The organism is Halomonas ramblicola (assembly GCF_030409215.1).
In the GTDB taxonomy this organism is placed as follows: Bacteria; Pseudomonadota; Gammaproteobacteria; order Pseudomonadales; family Halomonadaceae; genus Halomonas; species Halomonas ramblicola.
The window spans coordinates 20951-36588 of the sequence record NZ_JAUFPL010000001.1 but is presented as its reverse complement, the minus strand read 5'-3'; the positions used below and the strand labels follow the sequence as shown (position 1 = coordinate 36588).

Annotated in this window: 12 protein-coding genes and 1 pseudogene; 4 read left to right on the top strand and 9 right to left on the bottom strand. The window is 67.5% G+C overall.

The annotated features are described in order from the left end of the window. Positions 1-200 precede the first annotated feature (200 nt). Positions 201-1292, bottom strand: coding sequence for a hypothetical protein (locus tag QWY80_RS00150; protein WP_290228642.1), 1092 nt, complete (start codon positions 1290-1292; stop codon positions 201-203). 20 nt (positions 1293-1312) lie between these two features. On the opposite strand from QWY80_RS00150, the pseudogene QWY80_RS00145 reads away from it, so the two are divergent. Continuing rightward, positions 1313-1444 (top strand): annotated as a pseudogene (locus QWY80_RS00145) (IS5/IS1182 family transposase); the annotation flags it as partial. Between the two features lie 91 nt (positions 1445-1535). On the opposite strand, the gene QWY80_RS00140 reads toward QWY80_RS00145, so the two are convergent. Next, positions 1536-2915: a sialidase family protein gene (locus QWY80_RS00140; protein ID WP_290228641.1), complete on the bottom strand. Its 1380-nt coding sequence runs from the start codon at positions 2913-2915 to the stop codon at positions 1536-1538. A gap of 356 nt (positions 2916-3271) precedes the next feature. On the opposite strand from QWY80_RS00140, the gene QWY80_RS00135 reads away from it, so the two are divergent. Further along, complete coding sequence (locus QWY80_RS00135) at positions 3272-3670, top strand: NfeD family protein (RefSeq protein WP_290228640.1); 399 nt, start codon at positions 3272-3274, stop codon at positions 3668-3670. A 173-nt stretch (positions 3671-3843) separates the two neighbouring features. On the opposite strand, the gene QWY80_RS00130 is transcribed toward QWY80_RS00135, so the two are convergent. The 6 genes from QWY80_RS00130 to QWY80_RS00105 form a co-directional block, all read right to left on the bottom strand. Then, positions 3844-4854, bottom strand: a complete 1011-nt coding sequence (locus tag QWY80_RS00130) for an ABC transporter ATP-binding protein (RefSeq protein WP_290228639.1) — start codon at positions 4852-4854, stop codon at positions 3844-3846. Continuing rightward, positions 4851-5837, bottom strand: coding sequence for an ABC transporter ATP-binding protein (locus QWY80_RS00125; protein ID WP_290228638.1), 987 nt, complete (start codon positions 5835-5837; stop codon positions 4851-4853). Before QWY80_RS00125 ends, QWY80_RS00130 begins: the two co-directional genes overlap by 4 nt. Further along, on the bottom strand, positions 5837-7189 hold the full coding sequence (locus tag QWY80_RS00120; protein ID WP_290228637.1) for an ABC transporter permease: 1353 nt from the start codon (positions 7187-7189) through the stop codon (positions 5837-5839). Before QWY80_RS00120 ends, QWY80_RS00125 begins: the two co-directional genes overlap by 1 nt. Beyond that, complete coding sequence (locus tag QWY80_RS00115; RefSeq protein WP_290228636.1) at positions 7186-8313, bottom strand: ABC transporter permease; 1128 nt, start codon at positions 8311-8313, stop codon at positions 7186-7188. The genes QWY80_RS00120 and QWY80_RS00115 overlap by 4 nt, the downstream gene beginning before the upstream one ends. Continuing rightward, positions 8310-10838: an ABC transporter substrate-binding protein gene (locus tag QWY80_RS00110; protein ID WP_290228635.1), complete on the bottom strand. Its 2529-nt coding sequence runs from the start codon at positions 10836-10838 to the stop codon at positions 8310-8312. The genes QWY80_RS00115 and QWY80_RS00110 overlap by 4 nt, the downstream gene beginning before the upstream one ends. Positions 10839-11041: 203 nt before the next feature. Next, positions 11042-12049: a M28 family peptidase gene (locus tag QWY80_RS00105; RefSeq protein WP_290228634.1), complete on the bottom strand. Its 1008-nt coding sequence runs from the start codon at positions 12047-12049 to the stop codon at positions 11042-11044. A gap of 305 nt (positions 12050-12354) precedes the next feature. Here QWY80_RS00105 and trxC point away from each other — a divergent pair, with 305 nt between their 5' ends. Then, positions 12355-12792: a thioredoxin TrxC gene (gene trxC, locus QWY80_RS00100; protein WP_290228633.1), complete on the top strand. Its 438-nt coding sequence runs from the start codon at positions 12355-12357 to the stop codon at positions 12790-12792. A 36-nt stretch (positions 12793-12828) separates the two neighbouring features. Here the strand turns inward: trxC and QWY80_RS00095 are convergent, their stop codons facing one another. Then, positions 12829-13110 (bottom strand): DUF503 domain-containing protein, encoded by a 282-nt coding sequence (locus QWY80_RS00095; protein ID WP_290228632.1) that lies wholly within the window; start codon positions 13108-13110, stop codon positions 12829-12831. Positions 13111-13372: 262 nt separating this feature from the next. On the opposite strand from QWY80_RS00095, the gene katG reads away from it, so the two are divergent. Then, positions 13373-15595, top strand: coding sequence for a catalase/peroxidase HPI (katG, locus tag QWY80_RS00090; RefSeq protein ID WP_290228631.1), 2223 nt, complete (start codon positions 13373-13375; stop codon positions 15593-15595). Positions 15596-15638 lie beyond the last annotated feature (43 nt).

Below are 15638 nucleotides of genomic sequence, written 5' to 3'. Positions count from 1 at the left end.
GCTTCTGTTCGTGAATGCCGCCCCAATGGTAGCCATGTCCTAGTGCGGGTTCTAGCTGGTGGTGTGGCGGCAATCGCCCAGCTCTTGGTTAATTGTCCAAACGTTGATCGTGCCACTTTTGCCACTCGGCTACACCGAACAGCATTGTTCAGCTTTTCCGAAGCGGAATGCAGCATGTAGGGCAGGAGCAATGCTCAAGTCTAGTCGCGATCGGCCGTCAGTGCTTGCAACACCTGGGGATCGAAGTAATACGCCATGTGCGTCCGGCCGGTCACCCTTTCGGCTAGAGGCCTGTTGAACCAGAGGCGATGGCTGCTTCCAGGGTAATGCCGCGCATGGTCGGTGACCGCTTTGCACAACCAATCGGAAGGACTGTGGAAGTCGACCCAAGCAGAGGGCGCATGCTGGAACAGCTGTTCGCGTTCGCCGGCCAGCCACTTCGAGCGGCAGGAAAGGACTGCTTCAGGAGAGCCGAGTGTGAATAGGTGGATTCGGTCACGGTCGGCGGGGTGTGGCCAATCGGCGAGCAGATCAATCGCAACGATCGAGCCAAAGCTGTGAGCGACGATGAAAACCTCATCATAGGGTTCGGCCAACACTTGATCGATGGTTTCAGCCACCCTGCGTCGCACACGCTCGCGCAGCCCCGCCTGAGTTTCACGCCGCCGATTCTCCAGGTACTCCTTTGAAAACATGGCCATTTGGGCCAGCTCATCCGCCCGGAAGGCTGACAGCAAGAGGGACAAAATGAAGTATGGCGCTGTCGCCTCTACCCAAGCCGTGACATCCATAAACCAGGCGAACAAAGAACGTAGGGCAGGTACAGATGCTAGAAACGCTGGCTCAGGTGCAGCGCGCAGTGCCGCTGCCACGATCACTGTCAAAGACACGTACCAAAGCACCAGCAAAATGCCTCCTGCCACGAGACCGATCGCAATCGTGGGAGATAGGCGCAACGCTGACAGATTGCCCCGAGAGATCAACCAAAAGAACACCAGCTCGAATCCACTGGCAAGCCGTTGCCAAGGGCTCATCTCGGCCGACGAAGGCAACATGTCCGCCCAGTAAGCTTCGAAGAGATCGATGCTCGGCCCCGGCCGGGTGGCGCCACGCAGGGCTTGCGGTATCAGCCGTAGGCCCGCTTCCCCGCCTACTTTCACTGGTTCTGGAGACTGCATAGGTCGTATTTCGGTATTGGCCAAGTTCTCCGCCAGTAAATCTCGGCGCGAAAAGCGCTCAACACGTTGTAGCCCCGGGATAAGTACGACGGCACGAAGTACCTGTTCCGACATCAGCTACGCTCCTTATGAATGGGGGACAGGAAGAACCCCTAGACCATGCCCTGGGACGGAGTCGAGGCGGCCTGACGACCAAGATCCACATGCTCTGTGACCGGCATGGTTGGCCGCTGACCTTCACGCTGTCGCCGGGACAGGACTCGGACGAGCTGAGGTCGACCACCGAGGCTCGCTCTGGGCGTGCCAGCCAGGGCGGGGGGGATCGATGACTCCGGCGCTCGAGCCGGTCGCATCCTGTCAGCGTTCGAGGTGTCCGCGAATCAACCGTACCAGACTCGTCTCGCCTGGCTGAAAGGTACTGTTTACCACGGCAATGTCCCCGGCATCGTTGACGGCAAGCTTGCGCATCAACATCCCCTGCAGGCTGCCATTGAATCCCGGATCCGACTCCCCGCTGTGCGGCACGATCTCCGGCGCAGCGAAGTGCTCACCACTGTCCGTGGAATGCGTCATGCCGAGCCCTCGGGAGCGGTGGCCCGGACGGGGGAACAACTCCCAGAGCACATACAGGTCAGCGCCCGAAACCGCCAGAGACGGAAATCCGACGCTGGCGAACCGTTCGGCATGCGCGCTGGAAATGTCCTCCGGTGCGCGGAAGCGTTCGCCGGCGCGTGCCCGCGTGTAGCGAATATGCGCCTGTTGCCAGGGGCCATCCGGACTTTCGGCGTACACCAGGTGCACGATACCGTCGCCGCCCACCGCGAGTTTCGGCGCGTCCGCATGGCCACCGGTCGCGTCCAGGGTACGGGGCGGATCGAACGACTCGCCCCGGCTGTCGGAAACCGTGTAGCGAATGTCGGCCGCCGGATCCTCGCCGACGGTCCATGCCAGATGTATCCGTCCGTCGCCGTCCACGGCGATACTCGGCGCGCGAGCGGGGAGATCGCCACTACCGGCGATGTGCTGCGGCGCCGAGAAGGAGTGACCGCCATCGCGGGAACGGCTGATCCGCAGCCTGCCTTCATACTCCGTCCAGGCCGCCCAGAGCTCTCCGTCGGGCCCTTCCGCTAGATCCAGGCTGCCGTTGTCCCAGCGCCGGGTGGTCAGTCGTCCCTTGCCCGCGCCATTCTGCGTGTTGGAGAGATTGATCGGCGCGCTGAACGTCTCGCCGCCGTTGGGCGAACGAGCGAACAGGATCTCGCCCCCGTGAGTGCCACCAGAGAAGATGATCTCCTGCCAGAGCACGTAAACGCTGTCCGGTTCATCGGTGGCCATGACCACGCGCGGGAGCCAAGAGAACGTATTGGCGCTGCGCGATACGTTGGTGGGAGCCTCGAGTTGCGGTTCTCCGTCGCGGCCGTAGCGCTGCAAGAACACATTCTGCCGCGCCTGGTCGACCCAGACGACCGCTGCCATGCCGTCCGCGCGCAACGCGACCGAAGCGTCGTCCACATAGCGGAAATCCGATTCGTTCATGCGCCAGGGGCCCATGTGAGCCTCGCCGGAGGCCACTTCCAGGACATCACGCCAGCTGATGTCGGTGTCTTGCCTGGACTCGGCCACCGGCGCCAGGATCGCCAGCATCAGCGCGATCACGGCGCCGGCGATGGCCGGCGCTGTTCCCCGGCCACGCGAAGACGAAACCACCGCCCAACGCGGGTTCTGGCACTCCTGCATCGTGGCTTACCCAGCACGGAGTCAATGACTGTGACGTCCACTCAAGTGTAGCAGTGGCGTGACCTCGGCCTATTCATGAGGACAGGCGCCCAGGCTTCGTTCCGGCAAGGCTCGCCCCTGAACCGGGACCATGGCCAGCCCTTCGTCGATTTCGACCCAAGTCTGACCTCCCGCAACATGTTGCGGCGCGTTCATCCGCATCATGCTGGAAACCATATTTAATTTTCAGGATGTTCATAGGGTTATGGTCGATATCTGCGCTCGTTTATTGTCTTGAATGCGTAGGCACGATAAACCAACAAGAAGGCATGCAGTCTAATCATTGTTCAGCGTCACCATGCCGGAGTGGCATTGCAATGCGCTTCCTCCTGAACATCGTCCCATTCGTCGTTGTGCTCGGCGCGGCCGCCGCGCTGGTGCTCTCAGAAGTCCCTGCGTTGCAGATGGGCGGCGTGATTCTCTTGCCAGCATTCCTGCTCATCTGCTATGCGGCGGATTGGTACGCCGCCTGGAGCAATGAGCGGCATGTGGAACGGCGACCGGACCTGCTCAGGAACGACGCGATCGGAAAGCGGGTCAGAGCTCGGGGCCGCTTCGAACTTCGAGACGGCATGGCGACGGGGTTGGTAACGCTCAACGGGGAACAATGGAAGGCGTATTGTCCCGATCATGTGCCGGAGGATGGCGAGCTTTTGATGGTGCAGCGCCGGGAGGGACTCACGCTATATGTTCAGTCTCAAGGCAGAGACGCCTGACCGGCTGATTCCCCCTGTTTTATATCAGCTTTCACTGAACATCTGCTCCTGGCCAACTAGCGACGTCCTAAAAGTTGGGCCGTCGTGTTTTGTCCTATAAGTGCCTATTCAAAATTAATCGCGTGATCAGTTCCATAGTCACCGGCCGCGAACGCATGAGTCGCTAGCTCCGCTCAGCGATGCAGCCAGCAGGCCGAGCGGTGGTCGCGGCGCGGCTCGAAGTCGGGGGGATCCTCGACGTCGCACAGCCCGGCCATGAAGTGGGGGCAGCGCGGGTGGAAGCGACAGGCCGCCGGCGGATGCAGCAGGCTCGGGGGCTCGCCGGCGGGCACCTCGCGCAGCCGGGTGGCGTTGGCGGCGTCGGGGTCGGCGATGGCGGCGAGCAGCGCCTGGGTGTAGGGGTGCTGGGGGTGATCGAGCAGGTCGTCCACCGGGGCGCTCTCCACCACGCGCCCGGCGTACATCACGAAGATCCGCTCGGCGTAGTGGCGCACCGTGGAGAGATCATGGGTGATGAAGGCCAGGGTCAGCCCTCGCTCGCGCTGGATGCGCCGCAGGAGTTCGAGGATCTCCACCCGCACCGAAGCGTCGAGCATCGAGACCGGCTCGTCGGCGATCAGCAGCCGCGGGGCGAGGATCAGCGCCCGGGCGATCACCACCCGCTGCTGCTGGCCGCCGCTGAGCATGTGCGGGAACTGGCCGAGGTATGCCTCGGCCGGCGACAGGCGCACCTCCTCCAGGGCCGCGCGGATGCGCCGCTCACGCTCGGCCCGGTCGCGCACCCCGTGCACGATCAGCGGCTCGGCGAGGATGCGCCGCACGTCCAGGAAGGGCGGCAGCGCCCCGTAGGGATCCTGCTGCACGTAGCCCACCTCGGCTCGGTACGCCTTGAGCGCGCGCCCCTCGAGGTCGCCGAGCGAGCGGCCGGCGAAGCGCACCTCGCCGCGGGTGGGACGGTGCAGCCCGAGCAGGGTCCGCGCCAGCGAGCTCTTGCCGCAGCCGCTCTCGCCGACGAAGGCCACCGCCTCGCCAGCCGCCAGGGCAAACTCGACCCCGTCCACCGCCCGCACCGCGCCCACGCGCAGAAAGCCCCACCGGCGCAGCTCGAACCAGGTGTGCAGGTCGCGGGCGGCGATCAGCGGCGCCTTGGCATCCTCGGGCTGAAGGTCGGCGGGCGAGCTCATGCGCCACCTCCGGCCGGGGCGTCGTCGGCGTGCAGCCAGCAGCGCGCCCGGTGGCGTTCGCCGAGCCGGAAGGCCGGCGGGTCCTTGGCACAGCGCGCGAAGCGATACGGGCAGCGTTCGGCGTAGCGACAGCCACCGGGCGGGGCGGCCAGGCTCGGCGGCTCGCCGGGGATCGCCTCCGGGCGGGCCCGCTGGCGCAGGCGCGGCACGCTGGCCATCAGCATCTGCGAATAGGGGTGCGCCGGGGCGGTGAAGAAGCGCGCGGCGTCGGCCACCTCGACGAACTGGCCGGCATACATCAGCGCCACCCGGTCCCCCAGCTCGCTGGAGGTGGCCACGTCGTGGGTGATCAGGATGAAGCTGGTGCCCAGCTCGCGCTTGACCCGCTTCAGGGCGTTCATGATGCTCGCCTGGGTGAGCACGTCGAGCGCCGAGGTGGGCTCGTCGAGGATCACCAGCGCCGGCTCGGCGACCAGCGCCATGGCCAGCACGGCGCGCTGGCGCATGCCGCCGGAGAGCTCGAAGGGGTAGCGGGCCAGGAAGTCCGTGGACACCCCCACCAGCTCGAACACCTCCGCGGCCCTCGCCAGGGCCTTCCCCCGGGGCCAGCCGCGCAGCACCCGCAACGGCTCGGCGACCTGCTCGCCGACCCGCACCACCGGATTGAGGGCGTTCATCGAGGCCTGCATCACCAGCGCCATGCGCGACCACTGCACCTCGCGGCGGAAGCGCTCGTCGGGCAGCGTCATGATGTCGATGCCGTCCAGGGTGACCCGCCCCGCCGTGTGGTGGACGTTGCGCGGCAGCAGGCGCATCAGCGCCTTGGCCAGCGAGCTCTTGCCGCAGCCGGATTCGCCGAGCACCACCAGCGCCTCGCCCTGGCACAGGTCGAAGCTCACGCCGTCGACGGCATGCACCGCCCCCCGCCGCGTCTGGTAGTGCAGCTCCAGCGCCTCCACGCGCAGCAGCGTCCGGTCGCGCATCACAGGCTCCTCAGCCGCGGGTTGAAGACACGGTCCAGCGCGAAGCCGAGCATGGCGAAGCCCAGCCCGGTCAGCATCAGCAGCACCGCCGGCGACACCACCCAGTAGTAGTAGCCGTTGTAGAGCGCGCTCTGGGACTGGGCATCGTTGAGCACCTTGCCCCAGGTGGGCAGCAGCGGGTCGCCCAGGCCCAGCACCGCCAGCGACGCCTCCAGGAACACGAAGGTGGGAATCAGGGTAACGAAGGTGGGGATCAACACCGGCAGGATGCGCGGGATCAGGTAGCGCAGCACGATGCGCCCATTGCTCGCCCCGTAGGCCTGGGCCGCCTCGATGTAGGGCGCCTCGCGGATCGGCAGCAGCATCGCCCGGTACATCTTGATGCCGGCGCTGAAGATGCCCAGCACCACCACCACGCCGAGCATCAGCCAGATGCTGGTCGAGTAGAGGGTGCCGACCATCACCAGGATGGGCAGGATCGGCAGGATCATGTTGACCTCGGTGAGCCGCTGGATGGTGGCGTCGACCCAGCCGCGATACCACACCCCCACCGCGGCGATCACCAGGGTGGTGACGGTGGTGCCCACGGCCGCCAGCAGGCCGAAGGCGAGCGCCACCGGCGTGCCCCACATCAGCGCCAGGCTGAGATCACGGCGCTGGTGGTCGGTGCCGGCGATGCCGTGCACCCGGCCGTAGAGTACCAGCTCGGCGTCGAAGGCCGCTTCCTCGTCGAAGACCAGCACGTCGAGCAGCAGCGTATAGCGGCCGGGCAGCACCCGCGGCTCGGCGTCGGGACCCTCCGCCGTGCCCGGCTCGGCCAGCAGCCCGATGTGCGGCACCAGCCCGCCCAGGCGACGCTCCAGCGCCCGGTCCTGGGACAGCGAGATGCGCTCCCGCGCGCCGATGCGATACCCGCCCAGCGCCAACTCGCGCCCGTCGGGCGTCTGCCAGCTCAGCCGCGCGAAGGGCGGCTGCTCATGGCCCGGGGCGTGCAGGAAGAGGTTCAGTTCGCTGGGAAAATCGCCGGCATCGAAGTCGAAGGCGAGCGGGATCCGCAGGCGGCGCCCGCCCGCGAAGGCGCGTTCCTCGACCGGCGCCGTCTCGCTTGCGACGACCAGGGTGCGCGGCGCCTCGCCGCCGGTGAGGCGGTCGAGCCACAGCGGGGCCGCATTGACGGGGTTGCCCTGCCAGGCCTCGCTGCCGCGCCACTTGGCCAGCGCCTCGCCGTAGGGGATGGCGATCGGCGTGTAGAGCGCCAGCGCCACCAGCGCGGCGATGATCGCGAGCCCCAGCAGCGCGGAGGGGTAGCGGCGCAGTTCCCGCCACCCCTCCCGCCAGCGTGCGCCGCTCATCGCTGTCCTCCTTCCAGGCGCACCCGCGGGTCGAGCAGCGCGTAGAGGATGTCGAGCAGGAACACCGTCGCGGCCAGCAGGTAGGCGAAGATCACCACGCCGCCGATGATCACCGGGGTGTCGCGGTAGCCGATGGCCTGGAAGAGCAGCGAGCCGAGCCCCGGCCAGTTGAACACCTGCTCGAGGATGATGGCGCCGCTCCACAGCCCGATCAGCATCAGCAGGAAGCTGGTGACGATCGGCGACAGGGTCGGGCGCAGGATGTAGCGCCGCTCGATGAGCTGCGACGGCAGCCCCTTGGCGCGGGCCATCTCCACGTAGTCCTCGCTGGAGTGGATCAGGAAGAAGGTGCGCCAGGAGTAGATGGAGATGAAGATCTGCGACAGGAACATGGCCGCCACCGGCAGCAGCATGTGGCGCACCACACTGGCGCCGTAGGCCCAGCCGTCTTCCGGGGGCGGTACGGCCACCATGCCGCCGGCGGGCAGCAGCGGCGCCACGAAGGCGAAGACCAGGATCAGGAAGATGCCGTAGAACCAGCCCGGCGCCGCCGAGGTCGGGGCCAGGGCGACCACGCTGCGGTCCAGCGCGCTGCCGTAGCGCCGCGACAGGAACAGCGCCACGAACACCGAGACGAAGAAGACCAGCAGGTTGGCGGTGCCGAACAGCAGCAGGGTCGCCGGCAGGCGCTCGACGATGATGTCGTAGACGTCGCGGGACCCCCGGTCGCTGTGCATCTGCTCGGCACGCCCCAGGTCGAGGCGCAGCGCCTGCTGCAGGTAGTCGACGCTGCGCACCAGGAAGGGCTCGTCGAGGCGCAGCCGCTCCACCTCGAGCGCCACCTGCCGTTCGATCAGGGCATTGCGCTCCTCGGCGGGCATGTCCTGGAAGGCGGGGTCGGCCCGCACGGCCTCGGCGGCTTCGCTGCGGATCTGCACGCGGCGCAGCTCGTCCACCTGGCCCCCCATGTTGGCGATGAGGATGGTCAGGTAGACCCCGACCAGCACGGTGACGAACAGCGCCAGCAGCCGCTTGACCGTGTAGAGCAGCAGGCGGCGCAGGTCGCGCCACCCGCCGCGGCGGGCGGAGGGCTCGGTGACGGCCGCTGCCTGCCGGGCTCTCATGGCGATGCCTCCGTGCCGCCCGGCGGCACCGTGGCGAAGACGTGGGAGGCGAAGGCCGGCAGGGCCACGCGGTGGCTGGTCACGGCGACCTCCAGGCGGTTGGCGCCGACGCCCAGGCCGGCGAGCGCCGCCGGCGACGGGGCGATCCGCCAATGCCCGTCGTCGCGCGGCTCGGCCGCGCCGCGCTCGACCAGGGTCCCGCGGCCGTCGAAGAGCAGGAACTGCACCCGATCGATCGCCGCCGGCGGGTAGGGCTCGCCCTCGAGGGTCACCGCCAGGCGAAACGTCGCCGCGTCGCCCTCGTCTGTCGTGCCGAGCGCCGTGACCAGGGGACCGTCGAGGTCGAGTTCCGGAATCGCGGGACGGGCGAAGCCCAGCCACTTGTCGGCCGGGTCGGGGAAGTCTCGGAAGCGCTCGAGCACCAGGCTGCCCGCCACGGGGTGCACCGAATCGAGCAGGAAGGGGCCGTTGCCGATCCAGAAATGCCCGCGCTGCGCATGCCAGTCGGCGAGCGCCCGATAGCGGGCGGCGATCTCGTCTTCCTCGAGCAGCTCGTCGAACACGCCGGGGAAGGGTGACGCAGTGCGCTCGCGGGCCCGCGCGAGATGGCGCGCGAGGATCGGCACGCTGGGCCCGGCCACCAGGCTCATCCAGTCCACCCGCCGTCGGTCCGCCTTGTTGGAGGAGAACGCCAGCTCCCCCTGGCGCTCGGCGAAGATCCCCAGGGCCAGGGCGTGCCACGGCTGCGGCGCGGGCGCGCGGTTGGCCACCAGGGTCTCGGCGTCGGGAAAGATCTGGTCGCTGTAGACCTCGATGACCAGCGGGTCGCGGGAGACGATGTGCCAGCCGCGGAAGTGGCGCTGGAAGACCTCGAAGGTGGGCAGGTAGGCCGGGTCGTAGAGCCGGCTCGCCTCGTCGGCCCGTTCGAAGGCCAGGATCCATGGCAGCACGAAGTCGGCCAGCGACAGCGGCGAGCCGTCGTGCCAGCGCTGCGCGAACAGCTCCTCGTCGTAGCGCACCCGGACCCGGGTGCGGGCGGTGACGGGCGCGTCGTGCGCCTCGCCGACGCTGACGAAGCGCCCCGCCTCGCCGTCCCAGTCGATCCAGGCCGCTTCCGGCACGACGATCTCCTCCGCCGTCGAGACGCTCAACCAGTCGAGGGTGCGCCCGATTGTCACGTCTTCCTGCACGGTCACCGCGGCACGCTCGATGCGCTGGGGACGGTAGAGCCCGGTGAAGGGGTCGGGCAGCGCCACCGGGTCCTGGGTCGCGCGCATGATCATCTGGTCGAAGATCCAGTTGCTGCCCGACACCGGGTTCCACGGCTCGGTCAACAGCCCCGGCGTGCCGAACACCATGCGTCCGCCCACCCGGTCGGCATAGCGCAGGGTGTAGGGCCATAGCGCCGAGCCGGCGAGCCCGCCGGCGAGATCGACGGCCACCTCCACGTCGGCGGCCCGCGCCGAGGCGTTGAGCTGGTCGACCAGCCAGATCCGCGACGAATCCTGCATGGCCAGTTCCAGCGCCCGCGCCATCATCGCCTGGCGCTCCTCCCAGTTCCGGTAGTCACGGCGCTGCAGGCGGTCGGCGAGCTCGTCGAATTCCGGGGCCGGCTCGTAGGCCTGCCACAGGGGTTCGGCACGTCCGCGGGGGGTGTAGTAGAAGCTGAAGACCTCCGCCTGATCGCGCTGGATGACGATGCTGATCCAGCCGCCGGTATAGAGGTGCCACCGCCCGGCCCTGGGGTCCGTGGCGATCCAGATGCGCGAGGCCTCCTCGGCGGTGCGATAGCGGCGCTCGACGACGAAGCCCAGCTCCTGCAGCAGGTTGGCGGCGTAGTCGCCGACCTGGCGGCGTTGGTCCTCGGTGCGGATCAGCACGATCAGGCGCACCGGCTCGTTTTCGTAGTGCCACACGCCCTCGCGGAGACGCGCCCCGAGCGCCGCCATCTCGCGGTGGATCGCCTCGCGGGCGGCGTCGGGGTCATGGGCGTAGCGCAGCTCCAGCTCGCGGGCCACGGCGGCCAGGCGTGCATAGTCGGGAAAGGCGGTGGAGAGCGGCAGGAAACGCGGCTCGGCCAGGCCCCCATAGAGTTCCTGGGCGATATAGTCGCGATCCACCAGGCGGTTGAGCGCCTCGCGAATGGCCGGCACATGGAAGGGATTGAGGGTGCCGTCGGCCAGCTCCGGCCCGGCCGGGTTCAGGGTCAGCTCGCTGGAGGTGCCGTAGGAGAGGTCGTAGCCGGTGGCGAGGGAATCGCGCAGCCGGCGGAAGATACCGGGATTGGAGATGCCCTGGGTGAAGACCTGATGAGTGCCTGCCTCGATCAGGCCCGTGACCCGGCCCGGCTCGTCCTCGCGGGTGAACACGACCTGATCCACCAGCGCCCCGCGGCGCGACCGGAGCTCCGCCGTCGCGCTCTCCTGGCCCATGGCCGGCGCAGTAGACGGTGCCGGTTGACGCAGGGCCACCGCGACCACGCCTGCCAGGATCAGTGTCGCGCCAAGGAACAACAGACGTCTCATCGGCGCTCCGTCGGCCATTATCCCGGTTGCCTGGCTTTCCCTATACCCTAGGCGAGTTCGGCCATCCGGGACAGCCAATCGGGGGCAGGCCCCTTACCTTCGATACCCAGCTGTGCCTCGTCGTGGGAGCGCTCTTCAGAGCGCGAGGTGGTGTCTGATCCCACGCCATCACCCTTTCACGGTGATCTGCGAAGCACCTTATCTCAGCGCCCCAGCTGCGCCAGCGTCTTGGCCAGTGCCGGGGTCAGCCGCGCCATGCTCGCGTAGTCGAGCGTGTCCCAGGTGTCGCCTGGGCCATGGTAGTGCGGATTGCGGAAATCGGCGGTGTCGGTGAGCATCATCGCCGGGTAGCCCATTTCCCAGAACGCCCAGTGGTCGGAGCGGAAGATATCGCGCAGCAACTCCGGGGCGGCCAGCCCTTCCGAGGGGATCTCGGCATGCCGACGAAAGGCGCCCGTCACCCGGCGCACCAGGCGTCGTGAACGCAGGTTGCCGACGCAGGCCACGAAGTTGCCGCGGTCGGGGTAGACGAGGTCGAGCAGCGGCGGATACGCCTGGCTGCCGGGCGCGTCGGTATAGTGGCCGAGCATCTCCAGCGAGAGCATGCCGACGATGGCCTCGCCCCGCGCCCGGGCCTCGCGAGCATAGGTCAGGCTGCCCATGGCGTCGCTGCCGAAGTGCGGCGCCTCCTCGTTGACGAAGGCGACCAGGCGAATCTCCCGCTCGTGCTCGGTCCCCTGCAGGAGCCGCGCCAGCTCCAGCAGCACCGCCACGCCGGAGGCGTTGTCGTCGGCCCCGGGCGTACCGCGCACGGTGTCGTAATGGGCGCCGACCACCAGGATCTCGTCCGTTGCCCCGCTGCCCGGCAGCCGCACCTCGAGATTGTGGAACACCTGGTCGCCGCGAGGCACCGGCAGGCGCCGCGGCGCCAGGCCGGCGTCGCGAAAGGCCCGCTCGATGTAGTCGGCGGCCGCCCGCAGCGCCTCGGGGCGCCAGACATGACGCTCACCGACCCCTTCCGCCAGCGCGCGTACGTGCGTCTGCAACCGCCCGCGCAGCGCCTCGCCCCGGGCATCCAGGGGCGGCGGTGTGCCCCGGTAGCTGCTGCCCGGCATGTGGAACATCTGCCAGTAGCCGCCCGCCAGCACCACCGGCAGCAACACCGCCATGACCAGCCACCACACTCGTATCCAGCGTCCCTTGATCATCATTCACGGAAGGCGCTTGTCGGACTCGCCCGAGCGTCGCGAGCGACCCCTATGTCGAAACACCTCGATCGATCGGATGGGTCGAATGGCCCGCTATATTCACGAAACAGGCGCCTGTCCAGTATGGTTCAGCCATGCATGGTCCGCAGTTTTTACCCATCCCGGGGATCAGGACGATGAAAGCTTGCCTTCTCGCGCTATCTGCGCTGATGGCGCCTGCCGCTTGGGCGGAGCGAATCGTCGTGGCCCACTGTACGCTACGGCGTTTTTCCGCCATATTCGCTGCAATGACATCTGCGGAAGCTGCCATGAGCGATGCCTATACCCTCGGCTGCCCACACTGCCTGACGATCAATCGCGTCAGTCAGGCGCGGCTGGACGATGTGCCGCGTTGCGGAAAGTGCCACAAGCCCCTGTTCACCCGTGAGCCGCTGGTGCTGACCGCGGCCAACTTCCCGGCCCTGGTGGAGCGCAGCACCCTGCCGGTGGTGGTGGACTTCTGGGCGAGCTGGTGCGGGCCCTGCAAGGCGATGGCGCCGGTCTTCGCCGAGGCGGCGCGGGAGCTGGCGCCGCGCCTGCGTTTCGCCAAGCTGGATACCGAGGCCGAGCGGGCGCTGGCCGGCCGCTTCGCGATTCGCAGCATTCCCACCCTGGTGGTGTTCCGTGGCGGCCAGGAAGTGGCGCGCCAGGCGGGCCTGATGTCGGGGCCCCAGCTCAGGCAGTGGCTGCATCCGCATCGGGTATAGGCAGGCCCGATGAGCGCCGGCCGTCGGGCCGGGGCGCTACAGCAGCTCCCGTGTCGCCTCCAGCACCCGCCCGTCCACGGTGCGCTGCAGCTTGTCCTCGATCTCGCTGCACAGGGACTCGACCTTCTGCGCCGAGGTCGCGGTCACCACGAAGGTCCATTCGCTGGCCTCCAGCCGGTCATGATCGCTGCTTTCGCAGACCGCCACCGCCGGGTGGCGGCCGAAGCGTTCATGCAGGCCGCCCATGCGCTGGCGCTTCTCCTTGAGGGAGCGACAGCCGGGCAGCGAGATGCGCAGTGTCAGGATGCCGATATGCATGTCGCCTCCTTCCACATAAAGGCAAGCTATTGCCTTGGTGTGGTAAATCAAATCCATCCATGGCGCGGAATTGCTATACCTTGTCTTATGTTGATGGCGGGCAAGGAATGCCACGGCCGCTTCGCAGCATGACCACCGGCGAGTTGACTCCCGTCAGCCGCTCTGACCATTGTACGAGTTGTGAAAGCGGAGCCCACCGGAGGGGGACGAGTTCCATCCACGCAGCAGCCATGAGCAACGATCAGCCCTCAAGGAGAGCGAGATGGTCCAGAATGTTAGCAACACCGCAGGCAAATGCCCGGTCATGCACGGCGCCCAGACCGCCCTGCACGGCCGGGGCGCAGTGAACGAGGACTGGTGGCCGAATCAGCTCAACCTGCGGATCCTCCACCAGCACACCCCCGAATCCAATCCGCTGGGCCGGGATTTCGACTACCGCGAGGAGTTCAAGAAGCTCGACTACGAGGCCCTGAAGCAGGACCTCAAGGACTTGATGAACGACTCGAAGGAGTGGTGGCCGGCGGACTACGGCCACTACGGGCCGCTGTTCATCCGCATGAGCTGGCACGCCGCGGGCACCTACCGGATCGGCGACGGCCGCGGTGGCGGCAACACCGGCAACCAGCGTTTTGCCCCCATCAACAGCTGGCCCGACAACGGCAACCTGGACAAGGCCCGCCGGCTGCTGTGGCCGATCAAGCAGAAGTACGGCAACAGGATCTCCTGGGCCGACCTGTTGATCATGGCCGGCAACGTGGCCTACGAGTCCATGGGACTCAAGACCTTCGGCTTCGCCTGTGGCCGCGAAGATATCTACGCCCCGGAAGAGGACATCTACTGGGGGGCGGAAAAGGAGTGGCTGGCCACCAGTGACAAGCCCGAGAGCCGTTACTCGGGTGAGCGGGAGCTGGAAAAGCCGCTGGCCAACGTCCAGATGGGCCTCATCTACGTCAATCCGGAAGGGCCGGACGGCGAGCCCGACCCGATCAAGGCCGCCGGTGATATCCGGGACACCTTCGGCCGTATGGCCATGGACGACTACGAAACCGTCGCACTCATCGCCGGCGGCCACACCTTCGGCAAGGTCCACGGTGCCGCCCCGGATTCCAACCTGGGCGCCGAGCCAGAAGCGGCTCCCATGGAATTGATGGGCCTGGGCTGGAAGAGCCGGCACGGCACCGGCATGGGTGACGACACCATCACCAGTGGCCTGGAGGGCGCGTGGACGCCCACGCCCACGCAGTGGGACATGACCTATTTCGACCTGCTGTTCCGCTATGAGTGGGAGCTCGAGAAGGGCCCGGGCGACAAGCACCAGTGGAAGCCGAAGAACGTCCGGGAAGAGGACAAGGTGGTCATGGCGCACGACCCGTCCACCAAGGTGCCGCCGATGATGCTCACCACCGACCTCTCCATGAAGGAGGACCCGGGGTTCCGCAAGATCTCCGAGCACTTCCACAACAACCCGGAAGAGTTCGCGGACGCCTTCACCCGCGCCTGGTTCAAGCTGCTGCATCGTGACCTGGGGCCCAAGGCCCGCTACCTGGGGCCGGAAGTGCCGGACGAGGACCTGATCTGGCAGGACCCGGTGCCGCCCGTGGACCACGAGCTGGTCGACGCCCAGGACATCGCCGAGCTCAAGCGCAAGCTGCTGGGCTCCGGCCTGTCCACCGCCGAGCTGGTCAAGACCGCCTGGGGCGCGGCCTCCACCTTCCGCGGCTCCGACATGCGCGGTGGCGCCAACGGTGCGCGCATCCGCCTGGCTCCGCAGAAGGACTGGCCGGCCAACGAGCCCACGCAGCTTCAGAAGGTGCTGGGCAAGTTGGCGGACATCCAGCAGGCCTTCAACAACGCCCAGTCCGGCAACAAGAAGGTCTCCCTGGCGGACCTGATCGTGCTCGGCGGCGCCGCGGCGATCGAGAAGGCCGCCAAGGATGCCGGCCACGACATCGAGGTGCCCTTCGCCCCCGGCCGTACCGACGCCACGGAGGCGCAGACGGACGCGGAATCATTCGACTACCTCGAACCCGAGGCCGATGGCTTCCGCAACTACACCAAGGCTCGCTACACGGTACCGCCCGAGGAAATGCTGCTGAACAAGGCCCAACTGCTGAAACTCACCGCACCCGAAATGACGGTGCTCCTCGGCGGCATGCGGGCGCTGGATGCCAACGTGGACGGCAAGCCGCACGGGGTCTTCACCGACCGTCCCGGCACCTTGACGAACGACTTCTTCGTCAACCTGGTGGACATGGACAACGAGTGGAAGGCCACCTCGGGCGAGGAGGAGTTCGAGATCCGCGACCGCAAGACGGGCGAGGTCAAATGGCCCGCCACCCGGGTCGATCTGGTCTTCGGCGCCAACTCCCAGCTGCGCGCCATCTCCGAAGTCTATGCCCAGGACGATGCGCCGGAGAAGTTCGTGAAGGACTTCGTGGCGGCCTGGAACAAGGTGATGAACGCCGACCGCTTCGACCTCGCCTGACCCGGGCTAAAAGGCGTGCGGGCCCCACCCAGGGGCCCGGCGC